Annotated in this window: 25 protein-coding genes; 18 read left to right on the top strand and 7 right to left on the bottom strand. The window is 43.6% G+C overall.

Features of this window, described 5'->3' with window-relative positions; all coding sequences use genetic code 11:
* Nucleotides 1–134 precede the first annotated feature (134 nt).
* Nucleotides 135–446, bottom strand: coding sequence for a DUF3021 family protein (locus ACYQ0Y_RS01185; RefSeq protein WP_407882205.1), 312 nt, complete (start codon nucleotides 444–446; stop codon nucleotides 135–137).
* A 71-nt stretch (nucleotides 447–517) separates the two neighbouring features.
* The gene (locus ACYQ0Y_RS01190) at nucleotides 518–997 is read right to left on the bottom strand and encodes a LytTR family DNA-binding domain-containing protein (RefSeq protein WP_407882206.1); all 480 of its coding nucleotides are present in this window, start codon (nucleotides 995–997) and stop codon (nucleotides 518–520) included.
* A gap of 173 nt (nucleotides 998–1,170) precedes the next feature.
* On the opposite strand from ACYQ0Y_RS01190, the gene ACYQ0Y_RS01195 reads away from it, so the two are divergent.
* The 3 genes from ACYQ0Y_RS01195 (at nucleotide 1,171) to ACYQ0Y_RS01205 (ending at nucleotide 4,066) form a co-directional block, all read left to right on the top strand.
* The gene (locus tag ACYQ0Y_RS01195) at nucleotides 1,171–1,914 is read left to right on the top strand and encodes a glucose 1-dehydrogenase (protein WP_407882207.1); all 744 of its coding nucleotides are present in this window, start codon (nucleotides 1,171–1,173) and stop codon (nucleotides 1,912–1,914) included.
* A gap of 537 nt (nucleotides 1,915–2,451) precedes the next feature.
* The gene (locus tag ACYQ0Y_RS01200; protein ID WP_407882208.1) at nucleotides 2,452–3,564 is read left to right on the top strand and encodes an NlpC/P60 family protein; all 1,113 of its coding nucleotides are present in this window, start codon (nucleotides 2,452–2,454) and stop codon (nucleotides 3,562–3,564) included.
* Nucleotides 3,565–3,886: 322 nt separating this feature from the next.
* Nucleotides 3,887–4,066, top strand: coding sequence for a hypothetical protein (locus ACYQ0Y_RS01205; RefSeq protein WP_407882209.1), 180 nt, complete (start codon nucleotides 3,887–3,889; stop codon nucleotides 4,064–4,066).
* Between the two features lie 116 nt (nucleotides 4,067–4,182).
* Here the strand turns inward: ACYQ0Y_RS01205 and ACYQ0Y_RS01210 are convergent, their stop codons facing one another.
* Both ACYQ0Y_RS01210 and ACYQ0Y_RS01215 read right to left on the bottom strand, forming a co-directional pair.
* Entirely contained in the window at nucleotides 4,183–5,163 is a 981-nt protein-coding gene (locus ACYQ0Y_RS01210) for an ADP-ribosylglycohydrolase family protein (RefSeq protein ID WP_407882210.1), read from the bottom strand.
* A gap of 42 nt (nucleotides 5,164–5,205) precedes the next feature.
* The gene (locus ACYQ0Y_RS01215) at nucleotides 5,206–6,165 is read right to left on the bottom strand and encodes a diacylglycerol/lipid kinase family protein (RefSeq protein WP_407882211.1); all 960 of its coding nucleotides are present in this window, start codon (nucleotides 6,163–6,165) and stop codon (nucleotides 5,206–5,208) included.
* Nucleotides 6,166–6,400: 235 nt separating this feature from the next.
* Between ACYQ0Y_RS01215 and ACYQ0Y_RS01220 the strand changes: the two genes are divergently transcribed.
* The 10 genes from ACYQ0Y_RS01220 (at nucleotide 6,401) to ACYQ0Y_RS01265 (ending at nucleotide 18,746) form a co-directional block, all read left to right on the top strand.
* Nucleotides 6,401–7,105, top strand: a complete 705-nt coding sequence (locus ACYQ0Y_RS01220) for a VIT1/CCC1 transporter family protein (RefSeq protein ID WP_407882212.1) — start codon at nucleotides 6,401–6,403, stop codon at nucleotides 7,103–7,105.
* A gap of 51 nt (nucleotides 7,106–7,156) precedes the next feature.
* On the top strand, nucleotides 7,157–7,855 hold the full coding sequence (locus ACYQ0Y_RS01225) for a VIT1/CCC1 transporter family protein (protein ID WP_407882213.1): 699 nt from the start codon (nucleotides 7,157–7,159) through the stop codon (nucleotides 7,853–7,855).
* 47 nt (nucleotides 7,856–7,902) lie between these two features.
* On the top strand, nucleotides 7,903–8,343 hold the full coding sequence (locus ACYQ0Y_RS01230; RefSeq protein WP_407882214.1) for a GNAT family N-acetyltransferase: 441 nt from the start codon (nucleotides 7,903–7,905) through the stop codon (nucleotides 8,341–8,343).
* Between the two features lie 375 nt (nucleotides 8,344–8,718).
* Nucleotides 8,719–10,410, top strand: a complete 1,692-nt coding sequence (gene argS / locus ACYQ0Y_RS01235; protein WP_407882215.1) for an arginine--tRNA ligase — start codon at nucleotides 8,719–8,721, stop codon at nucleotides 10,408–10,410.
* 14 nt (nucleotides 10,411–10,424) lie between these two features.
* Nucleotides 10,425–10,880 carry an arginine repressor gene (locus tag ACYQ0Y_RS01240; RefSeq protein ID WP_407882216.1) on the top strand — a complete coding sequence of 152 codons (456 nt, stop codon included), beginning with the start codon at nucleotides 10,425–10,427 and terminating at the stop codon, nucleotides 10,878–10,880.
* A gap of 308 nt (nucleotides 10,881–11,188) precedes the next feature.
* Nucleotides 11,189–13,339 carry a PBP1A family penicillin-binding protein gene (locus ACYQ0Y_RS01245; RefSeq protein ID WP_407882217.1) on the top strand — a complete coding sequence of 717 codons (2,151 nt, stop codon included), beginning with the start codon at nucleotides 11,189–11,191 and terminating at the stop codon, nucleotides 13,337–13,339.
* A 134-nt stretch (nucleotides 13,340–13,473) separates the two neighbouring features.
* On the top strand, nucleotides 13,474–13,818 hold the full coding sequence (locus ACYQ0Y_RS01250; RefSeq protein WP_407882218.1) for a YlbF family regulator: 345 nt from the start codon (nucleotides 13,474–13,476) through the stop codon (nucleotides 13,816–13,818).
* A gap of 159 nt (nucleotides 13,819–13,977) precedes the next feature.
* The gene (locus tag ACYQ0Y_RS01255) at nucleotides 13,978–15,207 is read left to right on the top strand and encodes a metallophosphoesterase family protein (protein ID WP_407882219.1); all 1,230 of its coding nucleotides are present in this window, start codon (nucleotides 13,978–13,980) and stop codon (nucleotides 15,205–15,207) included.
* 34 nt (nucleotides 15,208–15,241) lie between these two features.
* Nucleotides 15,242–17,773, top strand: coding sequence for an ATP-binding protein (locus ACYQ0Y_RS01260; RefSeq protein WP_407882220.1), 2,532 nt, complete (start codon nucleotides 15,242–15,244; stop codon nucleotides 17,771–17,773).
* A 13-nt stretch (nucleotides 17,774–17,786) separates the two neighbouring features.
* Entirely contained in the window at nucleotides 17,787–18,746 is a 960-nt protein-coding gene (locus ACYQ0Y_RS01265) for a 3'-5' exoribonuclease YhaM family protein (protein WP_407882221.1), read from the top strand.
* Nucleotides 18,747–18,839: 93 nt separating this feature from the next.
* Here the strand turns inward: ACYQ0Y_RS01265 and ACYQ0Y_RS01270 are convergent, their stop codons facing one another.
* The 3 genes from ACYQ0Y_RS01270 to ACYQ0Y_RS01280 form a co-directional block, all read right to left on the bottom strand.
* Nucleotides 18,840–19,751, bottom strand: a complete 912-nt coding sequence (locus tag ACYQ0Y_RS01270) for a peptidylprolyl isomerase (RefSeq protein ID WP_407882222.1) — start codon at nucleotides 19,749–19,751, stop codon at nucleotides 18,840–18,842.
* Nucleotides 19,752–19,904: 153 nt separating this feature from the next.
* Nucleotides 19,905–20,162, bottom strand: coding sequence for a hypothetical protein (locus ACYQ0Y_RS01275; protein WP_407882223.1), 258 nt, complete (start codon nucleotides 20,160–20,162; stop codon nucleotides 19,905–19,907).
* 4 nt (nucleotides 20,163–20,166) lie between these two features.
* Nucleotides 20,167–20,601, bottom strand: a complete 435-nt coding sequence (locus ACYQ0Y_RS01280; RefSeq protein ID WP_407882224.1) for an HIT family protein — start codon at nucleotides 20,599–20,601, stop codon at nucleotides 20,167–20,169.
* 128 nt (nucleotides 20,602–20,729) lie between these two features.
* Between ACYQ0Y_RS01280 and ACYQ0Y_RS01285 the strand changes: the two genes are divergently transcribed.
* The 5 genes from ACYQ0Y_RS01285 to ACYQ0Y_RS01305 all read left to right on the top strand — a co-directional run bounded on the left by ACYQ0Y_RS01285 (nucleotide 20,730) and on the right by ACYQ0Y_RS01305 (nucleotide 25,968).
* Entirely contained in the window at nucleotides 20,730–21,467 is a 738-nt protein-coding gene (locus tag ACYQ0Y_RS01285; protein ID WP_407882225.1) for an ABC transporter ATP-binding protein, read from the top strand.
* Entirely contained in the window at nucleotides 21,460–22,680 is a 1,221-nt protein-coding gene (locus ACYQ0Y_RS01290) for an ABC transporter permease (protein ID WP_407882226.1), read from the top strand. Before ACYQ0Y_RS01285 ends, ACYQ0Y_RS01290 begins: the two co-directional genes overlap by 8 nt.
* Nucleotides 22,681–22,699: 19 nt before the next feature.
* Nucleotides 22,700–23,359 carry a tRNA (guanosine(46)-N7)-methyltransferase TrmB gene (trmB, locus tag ACYQ0Y_RS01295; RefSeq protein ID WP_407882227.1) on the top strand — a complete coding sequence of 220 codons (660 nt, stop codon included), beginning with the start codon at nucleotides 22,700–22,702 and terminating at the stop codon, nucleotides 23,357–23,359.
* A gap of 325 nt (nucleotides 23,360–23,684) precedes the next feature.
* Nucleotides 23,685–25,031, top strand: a complete 1,347-nt coding sequence (locus ACYQ0Y_RS01300; protein WP_407882228.1) for a hypothetical protein — start codon at nucleotides 23,685–23,687, stop codon at nucleotides 25,029–25,031.
* Nucleotides 25,021–25,968 (top strand): alpha/beta hydrolase, encoded by a 948-nt coding sequence (locus tag ACYQ0Y_RS01305; RefSeq protein ID WP_407882229.1) that lies wholly within the window; start codon nucleotides 25,021–25,023, stop codon nucleotides 25,966–25,968. Before ACYQ0Y_RS01300 ends, ACYQ0Y_RS01305 begins: the two co-directional genes overlap by 11 nt.
* Nucleotides 25,969–25,990 lie beyond the last annotated feature (22 nt).

Consider the following 25,990-nt stretch of genomic DNA (forward strand, 5'->3'; position numbering starts at 1 on the left):
GAGCAGTGACTTTTTTAAACGAAGTTACTGCTCGACTGAGGCCCTGTTTTTTTAGTTTTTAAGTGGATCTCAATGACAAATTTTGACAGCCTAAACTTAAATCTAAAACCTAAAGTGGCGAAATAAGCGACCATTTAACCGCGTAAACTAACATTAATTTGGCGAACAACAAAACGCAAATATAACCAATACCCAATCCAAGAAACCAAGTACCAAAGTGCAAAACCGCCAAAAGTAAGGCAGATACTGAGACTGGATAAAGGAAACCACTGATAGAAGGTGGCACAAGTTAAGTAGACAAGACTGGACAAGCCAATTATTAGGCCATATTTTAAAATTGGGACTAACTTGAGTGAATTGAGCAAGTTAACAAGACCTAACAACAGACATAAGCCCCAAATTTGAAGTACAAGATGGCCGAGATGATGCGGATCATTGATTAACAAATTAACGGCCAGTAACGAATTTCCAATAAAAAAAAGAGATCAAAAAACTAGTCAGTAGCTGTTGCCGCAAATTAATCATGGGAAACACCTCCTGTTAAAGATCGCGAACGGTTGTAAACGGCCTTGCGAAGTGAAGGCACATATCGACGGAAAATGGCAATGGACAAGTGATGATCTAGCTGTGCCATCATCGTCCCAGAAAATGAAGCATCGAGTCGATTAAGGTACCGTAGATTAATCGCCACGGACTGGGAGACCATAAAGAGAAGCCCATCCGGTAATGCATTTAGGATTGACGTTAACGAACCAAATGTATGATAAGTTTGCGTCCTCGTCGCGATCGTGAGTTCCTTATGAGCGATTTCGATGGCAACAATCGTTCTAGGTTCCACCAGGATTTGCTGACCGTGTTGACGAATTAGCAGCCGATCGTCATCATCGTTGAAATTTTCGAGATACGTGATTAAGCGGCCAACCAAGGGTGTTTTTTGCTGAGCAAAGATGGTGACCGAAATTAATGATTGATTCCGCAGTGCAAAGTTGATTTCCAAAAGACCTCGCCTCCCTTTTGTGATTTTAGATTATCACGCCGATCCGTTAATGGAAGTCATATTGCCGATCTGGTACTTTTGCCTGCGTATGTGGTTATAAATAACCGTTTTGAATGCGGTTTCATCACAAAAAGGGTACACTAGGGGCAACTAGAAAGGGAGGCTGAATCACTATGTCAAATCGTTTGGACGGTAAAGTTGCCATTGTAACAGGAGCAGCTGCTGGAATTGGTCGTGCGATCGCGGAAGGATTCGTCCGTGAAGGCGCCAAAGTCGTTGTAACTGCAGATCACAACGTGACCGGTGGACAGGCTGTTGCTGAAAGTTTGGGTGATGCGGGTTTATTTGTTCAGCAAAATGTCGCATCTGAAACAGATTGGGATAAAGTAATTGCTGAAACTGAAGCGGCATTTGGACCGCTAGATGTTCTAGTCAATAACGCCGGTATTGGTGGAACAAATGGACCAGTGGAGAGTTTGAGTTTAGCCGACTGGCAAAAAGTGATTGACGTTAATTTAACTGGAAACTTCCTAGGGGTCAAAGCCGGTATTAACGCCATGAAAAAGAATGGTGGCAAAGGATCTATCATCAATGTGTCTTCTGTGGCTGGCTTGCGTGGCTTACCGATGGCGGCGCCGTATTCGGCAAGTAAAGGTGGGTCGCGACTGTTGACCAAAGCTGCTGCATTGTCTGTGGCTCAAGAAGGCTTACAAATTCGAATTAATTCAGTTCATCCAGGTTGGGTCGACACCGCTATTATCCCAGAAGCGATGCGTGAGGCCGTGGTCCAAACAATTCCAGTAGGACATATGGGTCAACCAGAAGATATTGCCAATATGGCAATTTTTCTAGCATCGGATGAATCTGTGTATGCGACTGGGGCAGAATTTGTCATGGACGGCGGGCAGAACGCATAGTTAATTTCCTGGTTTAAAAACACTAAAAAGCGACAACTTTCTGTTTAAATGACGGTTAAGTTGCCGCTTTTTGTGTAGACACAAAGGCAAATTGTTATACACAAATTGTCAATGAAGCCCGTAAAACTACTTGCTGTCAACAAAGGCGGATGGTCAATCTGTAATAAAATACAATAAAGCTGCATTCTTCAAGTTATTGTATACAGCATCTTGTTAAAAATTTGTGAGGCCATTATTTTTTTATTTATCATGACCAGTATTTTGATCGACAGCGCAATTTGGCGCTATTTGATCGCAATAGGTGAGAAATCGGATCTATTTACGATGGCACAAATGGAAACAGGATTATCATCAATTAATGCAATGTACAATAAGTGATTAAGTAGTGAATTTGATACAACTTTGTCGAGAAAATTGTATTGCTTGTTGGGTATAACAAAAAGCTGAAGGCAGCGCTTTCTATTTTTTGCTTGGCTTGTTATAATTTTCGGTAAAGCATTAAGAATATCTAAAGATGTCACAATGGGAGGGGTAATTTTGGCTAAACGACAAAATCGAGCGATCGCGACATTTGGTGCGGTAACAGCAATTCTTGCCGCTACTGGACCAAGCGTGTTGGCGGCGCAAGTTAGACAGCGACCGGTGCCTATTCATCAGGATAAGCATTATCACGTTTCTTTAAAGTCGGTTAAAGCGTTGGATGAACTTCGCTCAAAGGCCGGGCAGGCTAAGGCACCAGCAACGCATCAAGAAAAAATGGCCCCAAAACTTAAGCAGTCAACGGCTACCCCAATCGATCCTAGTTTGCCGCGTTATGTCGTGGAATCGGGTGATACTTTATGGGCAATGGCTAATCAACTGGGGGTCACGACGCAGACATTGATGGACATTAATCATCTGAAAAATTCGGTCATTCATGTTGGTCAAATCATTGCCGTCACGGCACCATTGAATCAAAGCGAAGTTCAGTCAGCTGCAGTCGACGCAGCACCAGCCCAGACTAGTGAAAATGTAATGGTAAGTGGCGATTCAACTGCCACGTCAAACCAACCAAGTGCCGCAAGCGCCCCAACTAGTGCGGCATCTAGCGCTGAAGTTACAGTCCAATCGACGGCGGTTAGTCGCCAAGGACAGGCAACAACTGTTCAGCCATTAGTCGCCAGTAATCCGAAAATTCACTTAATTTCTACTCCTGACGCTGACCAAAACTCAGTTGATCATACAGTAGTCAGTTCAATTAGTCTTGACCCACAAAGTCACCTAACTTCAGTTAAGACACAAGCGGTTAACGCGGCCGTTAGCTATGTGGATCAACAGATTCCATATCAACAAGGAGGCGCCACCAACGCTGGAATGGACGGTTCCGGCGTGGTCCAGCAGGCTTACGCTCAAATTGGTGTTTCGTTACCGCATAATACGGTTGCTCAGGAAGCTTATTTTACGCAAGAACCAGTTGATCAAGCACAACCAGGGGATGTGTTATTCTGGGGAGCACCCGGAATGACCACGCAAAATGCGCTTTATATCGGTAGAGGTCAGTATGTGACAGCCATTGAACCGGGGCAAAATGTTTCTGTTTATACATTGGATGGGCAAAGTATGATGCCTAGTTTTAGTGGCACATTGTCACAAACCGACGCTGTTGTTTAGCCCATTGCAGGTTGCAGATATATGACAATTCGAATACAAATCAAACTTGTGGCTTCACTACTGGCGTTACTCATCAATTTCACAATGTTCCTTAACAGATACATCATGCGACATATTCCTATGTTGTATATAGCATAAAGTGGATTGTGTTTAATTAGATTGTACTGCTAGAATCGGCTTAAATTACTGGTCGAAATTTAAGGGCAAAAGTGTTCACAGGGCGCGGGAAAGGTGTTATAGTTGCTCGTGAATTTGAAGAAGCTTTTATTGCTTCCCTCATAATCTGGGTCATCGACCTATAGGATGAAATGGAGTGTTAAAGGTGAGTAACAAGTTAGAGATTCTTGAAGAGTATCGTGAAGCAACTGATGAATTAGCGAAACTTCAAGGCCACTCGGCCAAGACCGAACCGGTTGCGTATGAGGACCAGATTGATTTACTTCGTGGTAAGTGTGATCAGCTGGATGCGATTCTTGAGGCAATGGATGCAGCCGAAGATTAAACTGGTTCTTGGTTAGTCAATGTTAAAAATAAACGTGAAGCGCCCTTCTCCGACAATACGGAGAAGGGCGCTTCACGTTTATAAGGATGAGACTTTTGATAAATTGAGTTGCAATTTTAGAAATGGTTAGACGCTGCTGCCTTTGCCAGCAGTTGGTCAATTAACGACCGTCCTTGTAACTGGCTCAACCATTGTTCAGGGAAACTAGCGAGATCTATTTGCAAGGCCATTAAGCCGGCTGCGATACTGGTAATGGTGTCACTATCTCCACCTAAGTTGACTCCTGCCACCACTAATTGAGCTAAATTCAATGGTTGTATGAGGAGCCAACAAGCCGTGATTAAGGTCGATACGACATAGCCACTCGTATTGAGTGTTTCTGTTGAATGGTTGGCAAAATCAGGTGTGGTTAGATCAGTGAAAAACGGCAGTTGATCGTTAAGACGTGGCCTCTCGTGAATAAAATGCGCCACATTGGCGACGGCCTGATTGACGGTCGCAACTGTTCTTGGTTGGTCCGCTAATAACTGAGTGGCTAATGAAACGTAAATTAAGCAAGCCACCGTTGAGCGAGGGTGACGATGAGTCAACTGCGCTAAGTTGATCACTAGGTCAACCAGTTCAGGATGGTCAAAGGGGTGCCCTTGCCCCTGGCGAATCACATAGAGTGCAACCGGGAGCATTCGCATTAAGGCGCCATTACCATTATTACGTTCATGGGAGCTACCTGAATGAAACAGATCATCAGTTACTTGATATTGTGTCAAGGCGTCCTGCGTGCCAGCACCGACATCGAAAGCAACACCAGTGGTCGTGAACCTACCGTTATTTAGCCAAGCTGCAAAGTTTTGCATCGTGTCTTCGAGTTGCTCAGTCGCTAAGGTCATTGGCTGACTTAAGGCCGCTAAGGTCGCTAGGGTCAGGCTAGTATCATCGGACCAAGTGCCGGCGATTGTCCCTAAATCGCCGGGCATCATGGTTTGGATCAATGGATCTGATGAGTTGAGACGGTTACCTTGAAATTGCGTGACCTGACCTAGTGCGTCGGCGATGGCGGTTGCATAGATACTATCATGCAGATAATTTTGATTTTGCATCTTTAAATACCTCGATTCAAAGTTTAAGCCGAAGTTTTTATGCTAATCGGCGGGAACAAACCAGAATGGATAGCTATCGATGGATAGATAAATGTCATAAAAACGGTTGCCCATTTCTTCACCATCAACTTGCCCATTTTCTAACGATGAGACAGTTAAATGTAATTGGTGAGCTTGATACGTATGGACTGTTTTAAAACCAAGGTGACGCCCTATGGTCATCATCATAAATAGGCCAACAAATTTTAAAAACGACATTTTTTCAACTACAATCAGTGACAACTGGCCGTCTGTGACGCGGGCTTGCGGAAGGATAGCGACACCTCCGCCAAAGTAAGGGTGGTTGCTTGTCGTTAATAAGAATGCGTTCCTAAAAATATCGCGTTGCTGGTTGATGTGAATGGTGACGGGAAAGGCATCTTGCTGACGGACGACTTTTAGAAGCTGAAACAAATAAACAAAGCTACCTAAGCCAATCCGATTAAGTAAACTTTTATTAGAACTATGATTGGCGGCACTGACGACGGCAGCGTCAAAGCCAATACCAACATTGTTCACGAAGTAGCGATGCTCTTGCTTGATGGTTTCCACATAGTGACCAATATCTAACTGGTATGGCTCAGTGGCTTGCAACACTTGGTTCAGTGCCGTTAATGGATCAAGTGATAGCTTAGCCCCTCGAGCAAAATCATTGCCAGAGCCAGCCGGGATATAGGCAAGCGGCAACTGAATGGTATCCTTGTGTGTTTGAAGCCCATTTAAAACTTGGTTGAGCGTGCCATCACCACCAACCACAAGAACAATTCGGGACTGATGGTCCATTGACTGTTGGTGTTTGGCGTACTGCTCAGCGATTAGTGTGGCATGACCAGGATATTTACTTTCAACCATTTGGTAATGAATATGTAATTCCGCTAAGCGAGACTGAATTGCTTGCCAAATTTGGGTAGCGTGTCCGCGACCAGCATGCCGGTTTAAAATAATAAAAAAATGGCGATTCATAAATAATCCTCGTAATAATACAAAATTGTCACAACAAGTATACAAAACGTTTACATGAAGGTGGTCTGCTTGTCCGTGTTGTTTAGGCTTTCTTAAATTGTCGATCGCCCAGTGCTAATGAAATTAGCGCTTGTGCTTTAGGCGGAAAGTGGTACGATAATTTAGAATGATTCTAATAGATGAGTAAACTCTTGAATTAAGTTTACCGAATTAATGACAAAAAGGAAGCATGTCTATGGAAACTGGAGCACAAAAGCAAACTAAAAACGCTGGTTCATTGGCCCAACGAATTAATATTATGCGAGCCAGTGTGATGGGTGCCAATGATGGGATCCTATCAGTTGCGGGTATCGTTATTGGGGTTGCTGGGGCAACAAATAATTCACATGCGATTTTCTTGGCCGGTATCGCCGGCATGCTGGCTGGTACCATTTCAATGGCGATGGGCGAATGGGTATCAGTCAGCACACAACGGGATTCTGAAAAACGAGCCATCCAGCGAGAAACAGTCGCAGTTAATGACCATCTCAGTGTCGAAATTGAACATATCAAAGAAAAATATATGGATCAAGGCATTTCTGAGACTTTAGCCAATCGAGCTGCGCATGAGATGATGACGGGGAATCCACTCGAGACAGGCGTTCGCGAACGATATGGGTTCGATCCAACCGTTAAAACCAGTGCGATTGGTGCTGCCGTTGCCTCGATGATTTCCTTTCCGACCGGTTCCATTTTACCGCTGGTCGCGATCACCTTTTTTTCAGCGCGAATTCGTATTTTAGCAACGGTGATCTCGGTTATTATTGCGTTATCGATCACGGGATACACGGCCGCCCGGTTAGGCAGTGCTGATCGACAGAAAGCCACTACTCGTAATGTGATTGCTGGTTTATTGACAATGATGGTAACTTATTTGATCGGGATTATGTTTGCTCGATAAAAAAGTTCAATAGAGAAGTAAAGCTTTAAAAGATAAAGGGAGCGTGTGTTTATGCAAGTTTCAACAAAATCAACTAAGCGAACAAAGATGACAATGGCTGAACGCTTAAATACATTACGGGCGGGCGTATTAGGCTCTAATGACGGGATTCTCACTGTTGTTGGGGTCCTATTTTCCGTGGCTGTGGCCACGACGAACCAATTCACCATTTTCATTGCTGGTTTATCCGATTTATTAGCCTGTGCATTCTCGATGGCATCAGGGGAGTATGCCTCGGTAAGTTCGCAAAAGGACACGGAAAAAGCCGCCGTAGCTAAGGAAGCAGCGTTATTAAAAGAACAACCTGATCAGGCGGCTAAAGTAATTCGTGAATTTTATATTGGGCGTGGGGTGTCGGCAACTACTGCGCAAGAAATTACCGACGAATTGATGCAAAAAAATGCGTTGGGGACTTTAGTTAGAATTAAATATGATCTTGATTTGGGACATTACATGAACCCATGGAACGCTGCCTTTTCATCCTTGTTTGCAGCAGCTAGCGGCGGCTTGTTTCCTTTGGCAGCGATGACATTTGCTCCGGTCAATATTCAGTGGCCAGTGACGATCGTGGCGGTGACTTTGTCTGTCGCATTGACGGGTTATCTAAGTGCTAAGCTTGGTGATGGATTAGTTCGCACGGCGATCATTCGCAACGTTATCGTTGGAATTATCACGATGTTCATTCATTACCGAGTTGGTCTATTACTTTAGATCTTTGTAGTGGTTACACAGGAATAATGAGGGTGAGGATAAAGTCAATGCAGACAATGATTCAATCTTTTGATGATCTGACAACTTATCAGTTACATACGATATATCAAGCTCGTACGGACGTCTTTGTCGTTGAGCAGCAGTGCGCTTATCCGGAGGTAGACGCAACGGATTTAATTGCCTACCACGTGTCGATCAAAGATGAACAAGATGAGTTATGCGCTTATTGTCGACTATATCCCGGGCTACAAGGGGAGACTTGGCATATTGGTCGAGTGCTAGTCCGGCAACAAAATCGTGGGCATGGGTTGGCAAGTCAACTTTTGGCTGACGGTATTGCTTGGCTTAAATCGCAGCAGCAGGTTAACCAGATCGAATTAGATGCTCAAGTTTACCTAGTGCCCTTTTATCAGCGAATTGGATTTAAATTAGTGGGGCAGCCCTTTGATGATTATGGTATTCAACATCAACACATGCGCTTACAGTAAAGTTGACGTAAGTTAAATTTAGACGATCATGAGTGACGCTGTAAAAGTTTAATCTGGACTAGTCTAGGATGCCAATTTACAAGAAAATTAGCGCCACCTAATCTAGGCGAAACCCTTGTCTTTATGAAGATAGGTTGCTATAATATCCTCCATGAAAGGTACTGAAGGAGTAGTTTGATTTTCGTTTTTTTAGCGAGTCGCGTTGATGGGAGGCGGCATTACGAGCAAACGAAGCGCGTCAGTGACCAATAATTTAATGATTAATGAGTGGGCGAATTAAAATTCGTCAAAAAGAGTGGTACCGCGGATCGCCGCCTCTTACAGGAATGTAAGAGGCGGCGTTTTTGTTTGGCGAATACCGAAAGGATGGGCAATATGAATAATAAAGTAGTAATCGCAACAGCGATCAGTACGGCGCTAGACGGCGCGTTGAGTGTTGATGAGGTGGTAGACAAATTAGAACAACCGAAAACGTCTGATTTAGGGGATGTCGCATTTCCAGCGTTTACCTTGGCTAAAACGATGCACAAAGCGCCTAATTTGATTGCCAGTGACTTGGTGGACAAAATCGATCAGCGACAATTTGAACAGGTTAAGGCTGTTGGGCCTTATGTCAATTTCTTCCTGAAAAAGGGCGCATTTGCTGCAACAACGTTAACCGAAGTCTTGACCAAGCAAGCTGAATATGGCCAACTGGACCTGGGCCATGGTGGAAATGTAACGATCGACATGTCATCGCCTAATATTGCAAAACCAATTTCTATGGGGCATTTAAGATCCACGGTAATTGGAAACGCTCTGGCCAATATTTTAGCTAAGACGGGCTATAACCCCATTAAGATCAATCATTTGGGTGATTGGGGCACGCAGTTTGGTAAACTTATTCAAGCCTATAAAATGTGGGGTAGCGAAGCAGAAGTTAAAGCCGACCCGATTAATAAATTGCTTGAATATTACGTTCGCTTCCATCAAGAAGATAAAGAGCATCCAGAACTGGATGATCAAGCGCGAGAATGGTTCCGTAAATTAGAAGCTGGTGATGAAGAAGCTACTCGGTTATGGCAATGGTTCCGTTCTGAGTCGCTTAAGTCATTCATGAAGATTTATGACGAGCTAGGGATTAGCTTTGACTCCTTTAATGGGGAAGCTTTTTACAATGACAAGATGGATGAAGTCGTTTCGATTTTAGAAGATAAGCAGCTGTTGCAAGAGAGCAAAGGTGCTGAGGTTGTTGATTTGGCCAAATATGACCTTAATCCAGCATTGATTAAAAAATCAGATGGCGCAACTTTGTATATTACGCGGGATCTCGCGGCGGCAATCTATCGTAAACGCGAGTACAATTTTGTCCAATCCTTGTATGTTGTCGGCGCTGAACAGATTAATCATTTCAAGCAATTAAAGGCAGTCCTAAGTGAGATGGGTTTTGCATGGGCGGATGAAATTCATCATATTCCGTTTGGTCTGATTACCCTAAATGGTCAGAAACTTTCGACACGATCTGGTCGTGTTGTCTTACTGGAAGACGTATTAAGTGATTCAACCAAATTGGCAATGGCACAAATTGAGGAGAAAAATCCCGCTTTAGCCGATAAAGCTGAAGTAGCTCACGAAGTCGGGGTTGGCGCGGTCATTTTCCACGATTTGAAAAACGAACGGATGAACAGCTTTGATTTTAACCTAGAAGAGGTCGTTCGCTTTGAAGGAGACACTGGTCCCTACGTACAATATGCTCGAGCACGAGCAGAGAGTATTTTACGGAAGGCTGACAAGACCGATTTTGATTTGGATGACCTCACCCTCAGTGACCCAGCCGCTTGGGACACACTCAAGTCGTTAAGCGAATTCAGTGCTGCGATTGAGCGGGCTGTGACGAGTTACGAACCCTCCATTATCGCCAAATATGCGATTAATTTGGCACGCGATTTTAATAAATACTATGCTCATACAAAAGTCTTGGTGGCCGATGAAGGTCTAAATGCTCGACTTGCATTAGTGAAGAGTGTCAGCATTGTGTTAAAAGAAAGCTTACGTTTGTTAGGCGTTCAATCACCAGATGAAATGTAAAGGTGGTGGGCTGATTGCGAAAACAAGAGCGCCAAGCCATAATTTTAAAACTGATTGAACAATTTGAAATTGGCAATCAGGATGACTTACAGACACGATTAACAAACGAAGATGTATCGGTCACGTTAGCTACCTTATCGCGTGATTTAAAAGAATTGCACGTGGTCAAGGAACCAGTTGAAATGGGGCGCGCAATCTATCGAGTTATGAAACCAATGGCCGCGCCAGACACCCATCATTTTCAGCAACGGTTTAGTGAAGTGGTGGTTGACTTCACTCAAGTTGAATTTATGAACGTCATTAAGACAACCCCGAGTGATGGAAACGCATTGGCAGCATTAATTGACGAGCTAGACGAGATAAAAATCACGGGAACTTTGGCCGGACATGATACGATTTTGGTTATCAGTCCGGATCGACAATCTGCCATCGAATTACACGAGCAGTGGGTCAAACTATTAGCCCGATAAGATAATTAAACTTATGCGCGATTTTTGTTCACTAAACATTCCTACCTTGCATGTCAAAATGTGCGGATAGGATTTTTTTTGTGGCGCGCTAAGTTGTTTTATTTCCTGAACGATATTACGGTTCAGGATTTACTAGACGGCTTTACTTTGAGTTTATTGCGATGCGAATAGTTGCTTTAACGCTTTCTTAATTCAATTGTTGGTGGGAGTCTGATAAAAATGTTTTAAGCCCATGAGCCTGCGATCGTTGCCTACTCATGATGTGGTACGATACATTGGATAACTTTTAGACAGAAAGGTTCAAGTCTATGAATCGAAATCAGCATCCAGATGCTAAACGAGCTTGGTATGAATCGAGCATTGTCAAGTGGCTGGCTCGCGTTTGGCTCACAATCTGGCGACACATCAGGCAATTTTGGCATCGATTTCAGCTTACACGATGGCTCGTTGTCGTGATCTTATCGCTCATTTTTCTATTGAGTGCTTACTTAACGTTCGAAGCGAAGACGGCGAATGTTAAAAATCTGAAGGCAACGCTCTCACAGCCGACCGTGATCTATGATCGCAACGACAAGAAAGCTGGCGAGCTCTATTCACAAAAAGGCACTTATGTTTCGTTGAATAAAATCTCACCAAACATTCAAAATGCAGTATTGTCAACTGAAGATCGAAATTTCTATCATGAACATGGGTATTCTGTGAAGGGATTAGCCCGAGCAGCGTTCTTATTGGTTCGTAATAAACTTTTACACCGCGATTATATTAGTGGTGGGGGCTCGACGTTAACACAACAACTTGTTAAAAATGCCTATTTATCTCAAGAACAAACGTTAACGCGGAAAGCAAAAGAAATCTTTTTATCCATCGAAGTCGAGAACGTTTATTCAAAACAAGATATTTTGGCGATGTATTTGAACAACGCTTACTTTGGCCATGGTGTGTGGGGCGTTGAGGATGCCTCAGAACGTTATTTTGGTAAACATGCGACGCAATTAACGGTGCCAGAATCCGCCGTTTTAGCTGGCATGCTAACCTCGCCAAGTGGTTATAATCCAGTTGATCAGCCGAAAGCAGCTAGGCAACGACGTAATGTGGTTTTGGATTTAATGGCTGAGAACAAAAAAATCACGAGTGCTCAGGCGGCCAATTATCAAAAGACACCGTTGACGACGACGGATAATTACGCTCCAGACAGCTCGTATCGTTATCCATACTTTTTTGATGCAGTTATTGATGAAGCAATTGCAAAATATGGTTTAACCGAAGCAGATATTATGAATCACGGGTACAAGATTTATACGACTTTAGATCAAACCCAACAAACTGTTATGCAGACACTCTTTAAGAATCCGGCTAATTTTCCAGCTAATATGGCTGATGGTACGATGGTACAAGCCGCTAGTGTCGCGATGGACCCCAATGATGGTGGCGTGACTGCTGTTATCGGTGGCCGAGGCGAACATGTCTTTCGTGGTTTTAATCGAGCCACGCAATCACAACGCCAGCCGGGGTCCACAATCAAGCCGTTTGCCGTTTATACACCGGCAATCCAAAATGGCTATTATTACGATTCAGAATTGCAGGACAAAAAACAATCATATGGGGCTAATCACTATTCGCCTAGCAATTACGGGGATACTTATCGTGGCGAAGTTCCTATGTATCAGGCATTGCAAAATAGTTATAATGCACCGGCCGTCTGGTTGCTCAATAAGATTGGTTTACAGAAGGGATTCGATTCAGCCCAACGATTTGGCTTAAATCTTGACGCGTCAGATGATAATTTAGCGATGGCGCTTGGGGGGATTAAGAAAGGGGTTTCGCCGTTAACAATGGCGCAAGCCTTTACGCCGTTTGCAAACGGGGGCAAATTGACACAAGCCCATTTCATTACGAAAATTGTGGATGCTTCTGGGAAAGTGATTGTTGATAACGATTATAAAAAGCCTAAACGGATCATCAGCACGAATGTAGCTAATGAAATGACGAGTATGATGTTAGGAACATTTTCCCATGGCACTGGCATTTATGCTAAACCTGCGAACTATCAAGTCGCTGGTAAGACTGGCACCACCGAAGCCGACGGCGTTGACGATACGGCGGGGACGACTGATATGTGGGTAGATGGTTACACCCCAGATATTGTGATGGTCAACTGGGAAGGGTTTGATCAAACAAATAAGGGAAATCACTTAGATGTCCCAGCTGGGTATCCTGTTGCCCGGCTATTTCGGGCCGAGATGACCGACATTTTACCAAATACAAAGCAGACACCGTTCACAGTGAAGGATGCAAATACCTTAGCCGCGACCGAAAATAATACGGCCTCCGGTAATATTTGGAACGATATTCAAGATGGTGCAAATAAGGTTGGTAAATCGATCGGTGATGGGGCTGATTCGTTGATCCAAAAAGGGAAGGACCTTTGGAATCAATTCACGAGTCGGTTTGGCCAATAATCACTTCTTAAAGTAAATACTTCGTTTGACGGGCTGTTGCCAGTTTGATTGGCATGTTAAACTAAACAAGAACTTTAAAACACGTGGTTAATCATAGTGCTTGCGCTAAGTGACAACCGCAAGAGGAGAAAAACATGGCGACAGATATTTTAGCAGATGCTAAACAAATGGCGACTGGCTTACAAGAAAGTGCTGAATTTAAAGCGCTAAGTGATGCTTATGAGACGATGAAGCAAAATCAGACGGCGTTTGAAACGTTCAAACAATTTCAAACGATGCAGATGAACCTTCAACAAAAACAAATGCAAGGTCAGGATTTGACGGAAGATGAAATGAATCAAGCCCGTGACCTAGCAAGCAGTGTTGGCAATTTTGAAGAAGTCAAGACGTTGATGCAAAAAGAAGAGGCCGTTAATAACTTGCTTAATGACCTAAATAACGTCATCACGAAGCCGATTCAAGATCTCTACCGAGACTAATTGAGACGTTAAACAGTCTGGTGATTGCGGATTTTCCGCGGCGCTGGGCTGTTTTTTCGTTATCGGGCGGTGCAGTTTGTGTCTGACTGGACTCGATAATGAGTAGCTTTGAGATGAATTTAGGGTACGTTTATTTTATTAGAATGAGGGGGAACGAATTTGAAGTTTATTCACACGGCGGATTTGCATTTAGATAGTCCATTCTTAGGCTTGTCGCAATTGCCTGCATCGTTGTGGCAGACGATTTACCAATCGCCAATGGTTGCTTTAACGCGACTGGTTGATGAGGCAATTGCGGAAGATGTCGAGTTTATTCTCATCACAGGCGATATCTATGATCGCGCGGAGCGTTCTATTTCGGCGCAGGCTCTCTTTTTGAAGCAGATGATGCGATTACAAGAGGCGGCTATCCCTGTTTATTTAAGTTACGGCAATCATGATTTTTTGGCGGGCAATCAACAGTCATTGTCGTTACCGCCAAATGTGCAGCTGTTTGGACCAACAGTGACTGCAAAAAAACTGATGACAAAATCTCAAGTTCGAGTCCAAATTAGTGGCTTTTCTTATGCGAATCGGGCGGTCGTAAACGATGTTGTTCCGGATTTCCCCAAGCGTGAAAATGGCGTTGACCTAGCGATCGGTATGCTCCATGGTTCTCTAGCAGGCGATCAAACACATGCCACATATGCACCCTTTACGGTGAGTGAGTTATTAACTAAGCAATATGATTATTGGGCACTCGGCCATATCCATCAGCGCCAAATCTTGCACGAGGAACACCCTTGGATTATTTATCCAGGAAATATTCAAGGGCGCCAAATTAAAGAAACTGATGCTAAGGGCTATTACCTCGTGAACGTGGATCAAGCTGGAATAACGCCAATTTTTCGACCTGTGGCCCCGATCGAATGGCATCGAGTATTCGTAACAGCTCATGCACAAATGAGTTCAGCGGCGTTGATGTCAGCAATCTTTGATCGGCTTGCGATGCTAGACCAACCCTCTAGTCACGTTCAGCTACAACTGATTGGGGTCACCATTAAACAAGCGGATCAACTAGCTGCAGATACGATAGAACGCCTGATGAATGGCAGTCTATTAACATTGATTCAAGCTCAAAGTCAGTTGCATGGAGACACGCAAGGATTGAATGTGGTTGTTCGCCTTGAGCCAATTTTTGCTTCTTCAGCTACCAATGTGGGCGACGAGCTAGATCAAACGTTTTGGCAAATTGCCGCTAAACAGGTATTTACCGATGAAAACTTAGCGCAAGTCGCTGGGCAGCTTTTCAGTGAACCAGAAATTGCCGAGGCGTTATCACAGGTGTCACCAACATTGCCAGCCGCTGCTAAGCAGATTATTAAACAAACGAGTGAGCATACAGATTAAGCAATTAGCTTGATTCACCAGAGGAGGTGAAGTGATGCGACTTAAACAAGCGCATATCGATGGTTTCGGTAAGTGGCAAAATCAAGATTTCACGTTTAAAGAGTCACTTCAGGTCATTTATGGCCTTAACGAGACGGGTAAAACGACGTTACAGCGATTTATTTTGGGCGTACTCTTTGGTTTTGCCAGTGGTAAGCGACCTGCCGAACAGTATTTACCCAAGAATGGTGCAGGGTATGGCGGCTTTTTAATTGTGGCAACCGATGTGGCTCCAACCACAACCTATAAAATTCAACGAACTGCTGGAAAAAGCGGTGGGGACTTAGTGGTCACCAATCTTACGTTAGGTCAAATAGTGCCATCCGAAGAATTAAACCGTTTGTTAGGTTCCGTGGATCAGGCGTTTGTTCAACAGACTTTGATGTTTGACTTAGAGGACTTGCGTCTGCTAACGGCAACAAATGGATCCGCCCTAACGTCAATGCTTCAACGGGTTGGGGCTGTTGGCAGTCAACATTGGCTAACCGTGATTGATCAACTGGCTAAACAAAGTGACGAAATCTATAAATCTCGCGGGCGAAAGCCAGCTTTAAATCAGGCCTTACAGCGTTATCATCAGCTGCAACAAGAATTGACAACGGCGACTGCTAAATATCCAACATTTATCGAATTACAAAGTACGATTAACGCAGCGGAACATCACTTATCGGAATTGGTCGAGCGTCAAAAGCAATTACGAGCGACCCAAGGGCGTTTACAAACTGCGCAACGGCTATGGCCGAATTATGAACAATATCAGCAATTGCAGGAACGAACAACGACCAAAAGTTTGCAAATTAACGAGCAGGACTATACGGGAGCGCTTAGCCTATATGCTAACCAGCAACAGCTCGCGGCGGCAGCTGCGCAACAGGTTGAAGCTTTACAGGACGATTCAAAAGACCCCACGCCAGAACTCGAATTTTTTATGATTCATCGATCAGAATTTGATCAACAAGCGGCGAAGTTTGATCAGGTCAATGCGTGGATTAATGAGCGACATTTCAAACGTCAGCAACTGCAAAATATTAAGGCCGAGCAACAAGAACTCGACCAACGGAATCAGTTTAGTACTCATAAAATGACGCCTTTTTCTGAGTCAGAGCAGGCAACGATTCAACAACACTTGGCGTCATCGTCATCGATCACTGTAACTGGTGCCGCTGTTAGCTGGATGCAAGGGGCATGGCCGTGGTTTGTCGCTGGGGCTGGTCTTTTTTTAGTCAGTCTGTTAATCAGTAGTAGCCTTCGTTGGCTATTGATATTGATTGGTATTGCCTTGGTAATTTATGGCTGGCGACGAACACAAGGGGGTGTTTATGACAGCAGTTCACGAAATGACGATGTCAGTCTGATTGGTCAGAAACATGGTTTTACTCACTTGCCTGTGACACAGTGGTTAGGGATTCAACGTGATTTGACCCGCTGGCTGGCGTTAGCTGAACAGGAACGTGATCTGACTGAGGCAATTCAACACTTCAATGATCAAATTACGCATTTTTTAGGTGATTATGACTTTGCGAATAAATGGCTTTCATTACGCCCACTGAGCGCCAGCGAGGCATTAACAACTGCCCGTCACTCATATCAGCGATTGGCGACACAAGCCATTAGTGAGGAGGCAGCTCAGCGGCGGCGCGAACAGGCCGTCGCACAACTGGCAGAAATTCAGACATCTCAGACCCACATTGAGCGGGCTTTAACTAAATTATTAAAACGACTCCAAATGCCAGATGTGTCAACTTTAAAACAGGCATATAAAACGCAATTAAGCGATATTAAAACATTCGCGCAAGTCGAGGCCATTGAAACCCAATTGACACCAGCATTGCAGCAACAATTAGCGGTTTATGGATCAAAGACGGCGATTGATCGAGAATTGGCGCAAACGAATGAGGCGCTGGAAAGTACGCGCACTGAGATAACAGAACAGCAACAGCACGTCGCGGACCTACATGCTCATTTTGAGCAAATGGGCCGTGATCAGCAGGCGCCAAAGTTACAACAGCAGGTTGCTAACCAGCGCAATGTGGTTGTTTCGTTAGCTCAAAATTGGTTAGTTAATCAACTCGCAATGCAATGGATTGACCAAACATTGACACAAGCCTCCGCTGATCGATTACCGCAAATTGTCGCGCAGGCTAAGCAGTATTTTGCCGACCTGACGTTGAAGCACTATACTGAAATTAAGTTAAGTCGCCAGCAGATCACGGTGATCAATCTTAATGGTCAGGAATTCGAGCTATTTGAGTTATCGCGGGGTACCGTTGAGCAATTGTATCTTGCCATCCGGCTGGCTTTCGCGACAATCATGAATGATCAGCTGAGATTACCACTAATGATCGATGATGCTTTTGTTGATTTTGATCAGCCACGACGCAAGGCGACAGTTCAATTACTTGAGCGGCTTGCTCATACAAATCAGGTTTTGTATTTCACTGCTGATTTGAATATGGTTCAAGACTTCGAAGCCAACCAAATTATTCGATTAATAAGTGATGAGTCAAAGCTGCCCTACCTAGGTTGAAGGAGTAACGAATATGGCAGAAACACAATTAATGGATTTTAAAGTTGATGAAATTTTCGATTTGTTTTTGTTATTAAAGGGAGCAGATGTGCGAACTGCGAAAAATGGTAAACGGTTTATTCATCTGACGTTTGCGGATTCTTCTGGTGAATTGGCCGGTAATTTGTGGGATGCCAGTGAACAAGATATTAATGCGTTTGTTGCTGGTAAAGTCGTGCTTGTCCGCGGCAAAAAAGAACTTTATCAGGGAAATTCGCAAATAAAAGTTATGCATTTGCGTCTTGCAAACGATAGTGAGCCAAATGATCCAGCTCAGTTTGTTGCCCATGGGCCAATGACGACAAGCGAAATGGAAGAAGAAATTTCGCAAATTATTTTTGAGATTACGAATCCGGAGTGGAATCGAGTTGTTCGGGCCGTTTTGCAACGCCACATAGAGCGTTTTTATCAATTTCCTGCTGCTAAAAAGAACCACCATGCTTTTGCTGGTGGATTGGCGTTTCATACGATTTCGATTGTTCGGTTAGCCAAAACAGTGGCGGATTTGCATCCGAATATCAATCGATCGCTCCTTTACGCCGGGGCCTTATTGCATGATTTGGGCAAAACGATTGAATTATCGGGACCGATTGCAACTTCCTACACATTAGCTGGAAATTTAATCGGTCATATTGTGCTAGTGGATGAGGAGATTGTCAATGTCTGTGCGGAATTACATTTTGATCCTGAGTCAGAGGAAATGCTGTTACTTCGTCACATGATTTTGGCACATCACGGTCTATTAGAATATGGATCACCGGTTCGTCCCCGCATCTTAGAGGCAGAGGTTTTACATGATTTGGATGAATTAGATGCTTCCATTCAAATGATGAGTAGTGCTGTTGAACAAACAGTACCTGGCGAATTTTCTGAACGGATCTTTGGTTTAGATGGTCGGTCGTTTTACCGCCCGGAATTAGGGGAGCGCAACTAATCGCAATTTCCAACCAAATAAACACGCGCTTCGCTAGTTTGATTAGCAAAGCGCGTGTTTATTTAGTTACTTATTTGGTTTACTGTCGATCAGTTACTTAGCTGAAGAAGTAGAAGTTGAGGTGTATTGTGACAGAACGTCGTTTAAGTCCTTATCCTTGATTGAGACATCACCATTCTTTAATTCTTTAGAAATGACAGATTGAAGCACTGTACCGCCATTTGAAGTATCCATGTCTTGGTCCCAAATTTGTTCCTTTAGCGCCTGTTTGTGGTCTGTCCACTTACCTTTGGCTGGCTTATTGAGCATTTTGATGACATAGTAGCTCTTTTCACCAGTAGAAGAATTCGTGTCTGTGACCGGTTCCTTCGTGTATTCACCGTTATTTAGTTTGAAAGCAGCTTTTTTGATGGAATCATCGACCGAAGTTGTAGCGTTATCAAAGGTTGGCACTTTGCCGCCTTTATTCTTGGTTGATGAGTCAGTGGAGTACTTTTTAGCTGCGTCGGCGAAACTGGTTCCGTTGTTTAAGTCATCAATAGCAGATTGCGCTTTAGCTTTGGAAGAGGTGACGATGACTGCCGTGGAAACTTTTGGTTCCCAGTCTTTAAATTGCTTCTTTAAGTCAGCATTCGTAATCTTGACGTCGTTTTTAACCGCTTCTTTCAGCAATAAGTTCATCCGCAAGGTGTCCTTTAAATCAGAAGTGGTCATCCCTTGTTGTTGGAGCATGCTGCTGAAACTTGAACCATATTGCTTTTTAACCGTATTGAACTGAGTGGTGACCTTTTTATCAGAGACCTTGTCGCCATATTTTTTCTCCAACACTTTTTTAATAATCATTTGTTGAAGAACTTGCTTCCCTTGGCTAGTGGTCTTCATACTTGAATAGTACTGGTCTTGAGTGATTTTACCACCACTAGTTGTCGCAACTGTTTTATTACCACAAGCTGCCAACGTGAAGGCCATTAATAATGCGGCCGGAATCAGTAACCATTTTTTCATAAACTATTTTCACATCCATTTTCCAAATTATTTGTCACAAGTAAATCGCATCCAAGGAATATCCTACCATAAATCATGGGCATTTGAGCCAACTTGACTCCTCTTAAAGGAAAATTTGCTTTGACTTAAGTCATTTTTAAGCCAATTTTTTGCTCATTTTGAAATTCGGTGGTTCAATTCGTCCAGATCGTGATTGAGTTGATCGATATTTTTTTGAAGTGCTTCAGTGCGACTATCCATTTTAAATTGAAAGCGGTCAACGGAACGCTGGATATCGTCAATTGTGCTCTGCACTTTGTCAGCGGTGGCGGATAAATTAGCGGCGCTCCGTCGTAATTTTGCCAAAGCTTGAGCAAAGGTTTGAAAGCTCTGGATTAGATTGCGAAAAGGCGCAAAAAATTTTTTGAACATAATATTACGCCTCCAAATGGTCGATAATATGTTGTTGGATCTGTTGGTAAGCTGCGTCATTATATTGATTGCTGTTATCTTTAAAAATCATTTTAAAATCATCGTGATCACTGTATCGTGGTACTAAGTGAAAATGTGAATGGAAGACAGACTGATAGGCGACTTCACCATTGTTGTTGACAATGTTCATCGCGATAATGTCGGGGTTAGAATCACGCACTGCCCGAGCAATTTTTGGAATTCTAGCGAACACTCGCTGAGCCAAGTCTTCGTCGTAAGCGAAAATATCAGGCACATGGGTTTTAGGAATGACTAAAGTATGTCCTGGAGTACCCTGCGAGATATCAAGGAAAGCTTTAACTTCATCGTCTTCATAGACAGTATAGCTGGGGATTTCACCCTTGATTATTTTACAAAAAATACAGTTATCATCTAGCATTACGCACGCCTCACTTTATGAATTTCTTCCATTATACACACACCCAGTCTGCCAACAACAACCTGGCAGCTTAGTCGAAGAAGATTATGCTATAATCGTACCATTATTCTAGACAGTGGAGGCAGTACATGGGTATTGAAGTGGATCATCTAGTAGGCGGGTATTCGCAGGTTCCCGTGTTAAAGGATGTCAATTTTCAAGTCAACGACGGCGAAGTGGTTGGCTTGATCGGGCTAAATGGCGCCGGCAAGTCAACGACCATTAACCATATTATTGGCTTATTAACGCCGCAAAAAGGCCGGGTTGTTGTTGGTGGTACGACGCTAAGTGAAGACCCAACCCGGTACAAGCAGCAGATTGCCTATATTCCAGAGTTGCCAGTCTTGTACGATGAACTGACGTTGGCTGAAACATTATCGCTAACGATGATGGCTTATGGATTGGAGCAAGAAGCAACGTGGCAGCGAGCTCATCGTTTGCTAAAAATGTTTCGCTTGGACAATAAATTGGATTGGTTTCCAGCCAACTTTTCTAAAGGGATGAAACAAAAGGTGATGATTGTTAACGCCTTTATGACGGACGCCAAGGTCTACATTATTGATGAACCTTTTCTCGGTCTTGATCCGGTTGCTGTACATGATTTATTGACGCTAATTGAAGATGCAAAGAAGAATGGGGCAGCAATCTTAATGTCGACGCACGTCTTGGCCAATGCTGAAAAATATTGTGATCGCTTTATTTTACTGCACCAAGGGCAAATCAAGGTTGCTGGAACTCTTGCCCAATTACAAGCGGCCTTTCCTCAAGCCGGTAATTCTTTAGACGACATCTATCTTTCACTGGCAGATGGTGAACGAAATGAATGATTTAACGAACCTATTTTCGACACGTTTGTCCCGGCACGCGGGACAATTATTGAAATATTTACGACTGGTTTTTACGGATCATTTTGTTATTGCACTATTTTTTTTCTTTGGTGCGCTTGGATTTGCCTATCAAAATGAATTAAAACAGTTGGTTGGCGGTGTGTGGTGGGGCCCGTTAGTGACGGTTGTTATATTAACCCTGACTACTCAAGTTGGTCGGCTAGCAACTTTAATTGAGCCAGCGGACATCGCATTCTTGATGCCTGCGGAAGGCGTTTTACATGATTACCTGCGTTCGGCACGCAATTATAGCCTATTGATGGGTGGTTTAATTCAGATCGCCGTTGTTGTCATTTTGTTGCCATTTATGGGACAGGCTGATCAGCTTTCCTTACCGGCAGCTACTATCGTTATCTTAACGGCTTTGGTAACGAAAGCTGCGTGGATGAATCTCGCGTTGAAACAAACTGTTCAGCAGACCCGCTTAACGCCGCTTAACTTTCGGCTCGTTAATTGGTTAATGCCACTGGTGATTTTTGCCAGTGGGTTATGGCTTCATCCTATCATTGGGCTCATGCTGAGTATTATCGGGTTTAGCATTGTGACTTTTAGGCACACCCAGCAGTGGCAACGAGGTCAATTGGCGTGGACGACGTTAGTGCGTGATGAGGCAGGCCGGATGATGGGTTTATATCGCTTCTTTAATTTGTTCACCGATGTGCCTCAAGTTGCTGCTAAAATTCGACGACGACGCTATCTTGATCCACTGTGGCGATGGGTTAATCGGCGCCAAGCAGACCCATACTTATATTTATTTACGCGCGGTTTAGGACGTGACAGTGATACGTTTGGCCTGATCACGCGACTGTCAGTGATCGGTTTGGTGGCGTTGATTTTTATCCATCAACAATGGGCCAGCTTACTGGTCATGATTTTGCTTGTTTACTTGATTGGCTTCCAGCTATTACCGTTTTATCGCCAATACGAACGTAATGTATTTACCCACCTATATCCAATTACTAGGTCACAACAGTTGCAGGCGTTCCAAAAAGTCTTGATCCTTGTATTAACGATTGTCGCGTTAGTCTTTGTGCTTACAGACACACTAGTTAATTGGTCATGGACACGCTTGCTGATCGACAGTGGCACGATGGTTCTTGAAGTAGGTTTGTTCGTCGGTTGGTACAGCCAATTTCGATTGAAAAAAATGTAAAGAATAACGAGGAGAATGTATGCGAGTCAGAAATAAACCTTGGGCGGACGATTTGATCACTGAAAATCCGCAAGCAATCGTTTTAAATCCGGAGCATTATCGAGGCCAATGGCAGTCGCGCTTTAAATCCGTACAACCGTTGCATGTTGAAATTGGCACAGGTAAGGGACAATTCTTAATTGGGATGGCCGTTGCGCATCCGGAATTCAATTTTGTTGGGATCGAATTGCAAAAATCTGTGTTAGCCGCGGCCCTCAAACAGTCATTGCCAGCTGAACTACCCAATTTGCAATGGGTACTAGCGGATGGGCAGGGGGTTAACGATTTTTTTGAGCCTCGGGAAGTGACCCAACTGTATCTTAACTTTTCCGATCCATGGCCAAAGACTCGCCACGAAAAGCGGCGCTTAACGTATAAAAGTTTTTTAAAAAGTTATGCGGAGGTGCTGGGCGACGGTGGTCAGCTACAGTTTAAAACGGATAATCGTCATCTGTTTGAGTATTCAATCATGAGCATGACTAGCTTTGGTCTCAATCTGACGGAATTGTCTCTTGATTTACATGCCGATGTGGCGGCCAGCCAAGGTGAATTGGAGAATATCGAAACAGAGTATGAACAAAAATTTGCTGCCAAGGGCCAACCTATTTACCGATTAGTCGCTCAATTTCCGAAAAAATAAGTGGGTTATTATCAGACAGACGGCCATGATTTGAGGTGGGTTAGTGGCTTTCAGTGCTTGTAAATATGAAAGTTGAGTTTCAGTTGCAGCTTTGAAACTGACTGGTAATTAATGCCTGTGACTTGAGGGCTTATGTTCCACGTGTTCAATTTGGTATAGAAATAGTCGGCAGAAAATGGAAGACTGTTGCAATCAAAGGCGACAAGCAGTATAAAAAAATAATAACAACGAATGATTAGCTAGCTTTATTAAAAATAACATGAAGTCTGCCTGCCGCAGTAAAGCAAGTTAAACCATGCCGGCAATTATTTAGTGGGTGGTTGAAATGAAACGATTATGGACTTTTTTTCACGCAAAAAGTGCTGAAATAGCAATATCCTTGCGTCGGCGACCGTTAACAAAGGTGGCGCGCGATGCTCTGACCATCCTTTTTCCTTTTGTATTACTGGATGTTTGGCTCAGTTGGATAACTGAAGCTTGGTTTAATCCGGATGGGTATTATTACCAAGTATTTCATTTACAGGCTGCTGGTAAATGGTTGATCACAACTGGTGACTCGTTATCAGATTTAGTGATTATGTTAAACGTCGTGATTAGCTTGTGTGCGGCTTTTCTAATTGCTTATTATTATGCTGACTATTACCATCAAGATAAAATGACGACCGGCTTGGCCAGTGTCACTGCTTATTTAATCTTGAATTATGATTTTCACAGTTCTGATAATTTATTTTTATTCGATAATTTTGGCCTGCGTGGTTTGTTTTTAGCATTTGTGACCGGTATTATTGTTGGCCTGATTTTTAGAATTCCATTTACACAAAAATTTCATAGTTATCAGCCAGCGACAGAGGATGATCGAATTTTTTCACGTTCACAGCGGATGATTTTTCCGTTGAGTTTGACCGTCTTATTGTTTGTAATCGTCAGCTGGTTAATCAGTCTAGTGACCGTCCGTGGCCCGTTAGGTTTGTTAAACGAAGGGATCGCATCGCTTACTGTTGGCCGAGCGACCACACGGGTCATTCCCGTGATTCTGTCAGCCATCATCAGTAACCTGCTCATGTTTATTGGTTTGGCAAGTCCGATTGCCCAACCACGTTTAGCGAGCTTCACGACATACGCTGGGGCAAATTATCAATTTGCACTAGCGCATCACACATCCTTTGGGGCACCCTTTCCGATCACGTTGCACACTCTATACGATATTTACGGAAATATCAGTGGCATCGGCGGGATGGTTGCGCTGATGATTGCCATCATTATGGTCGGCAGTGTTCATCGAGAACGGCGGGTCGCTTATCGTGGTTTATTACCAACATTTTCGAATATGTCCGGTATCGGTTTAGTTGGTTTGCCGATGATTTTAAATGCGCTTTATCTGGTGCCAATGGTAATTGTTCCAGCTTTCAACATGGCTGTCGGTGCTTGTCTAATTAAGTTGCGATTATTACCACCAGCCGTGTACCGAATTCCGTGGACAACGCCGGGAATTTTACAGGGATTTGCGGGAACAGGTGGCGACTGGGCCTCGTTGGCGGTTAGCATCGGGCTATTCTTGATCGACGTTTTATTATTTATCCCATTTGTCAGAAACACTAATCGATTACAAATTTTGCTGGTCGAACGTGAGCATCATCGGACCGAGAAAGTGAGGTCCACTAATGCCAAATAAGTTAAAACGCTGGTTTGTGGTAGGAATTTTCTGTATTTTTGTCGTTATGGTCGGTGCATTAACCGTCCCGTGGGTTAAACACTCGGTAACAAAACCGCGGACAATTCGTCAGTCCAGAATGTCGCCGGTTATTTTCATTCCCGGTTCTTCTGCCGGTCAAAATCGGTTTGATGATTTATTTAAAACGATCAACTTGGGTCAAGGATTACCGCCCAATACTAACGGTGGCCGAACACCAATTCAGCACAGTGTGGTTAAGGTTACAGTAAAAACCAACGATCATTTGCAAGTCTCTGGTACGGTTCGAGCGGGTGACAATGCGCCATTTTTTGTCGTGGCGTTTGAAAATAATCATGATGGCTATGCAAATATCAAAAAGCAGGCTCGTTGGTTTGATATTGCCTTCAATTACTTGGCGAAGACTTACAATTTCAATAACTTCTCTGGATTTGGTCACTCAAATGGCGGTTTGATTTACACGTTATTTTTAGAAAACTATTTTAATCAGTCAAAGTATCGCATGCACGAGTTGATGATGCTCGGCTCACCATTTAACCTCGAGGGTAAGGATCAAAACCAACGCGTTCCGATGCTAACGAACATGGTGGATAACCGAAACAAATTGCCCAAATCTCTGAATGTGTATCTGGTCGCAGGTACGGAAAATTATACGAATGATGGTATTGTGCCTGTTCAAAGCGTTTATGCCGGGAAGTATGTATATCAAGATCAAGTCGCACACTTCACAGAGTTAACGGTTACTGGTAGTGACGCTGAACATTCGGATCTGCCACAAAATAAGCAGATTGTGTCACTAATGTCGCAGAACTTATTGCAATTTCAAACGCGAGATCGACAGCGAGCTCGTAATAGCACGATTAATCAAAAAGGGAATCGTAATAATTCGAGTTCGACAAGTTCAAGTACGCCAAAATAATCCGACAAAACCCGCCGTGAAT

Source organism: Furfurilactobacillus curtus (assembly GCF_054657915.1).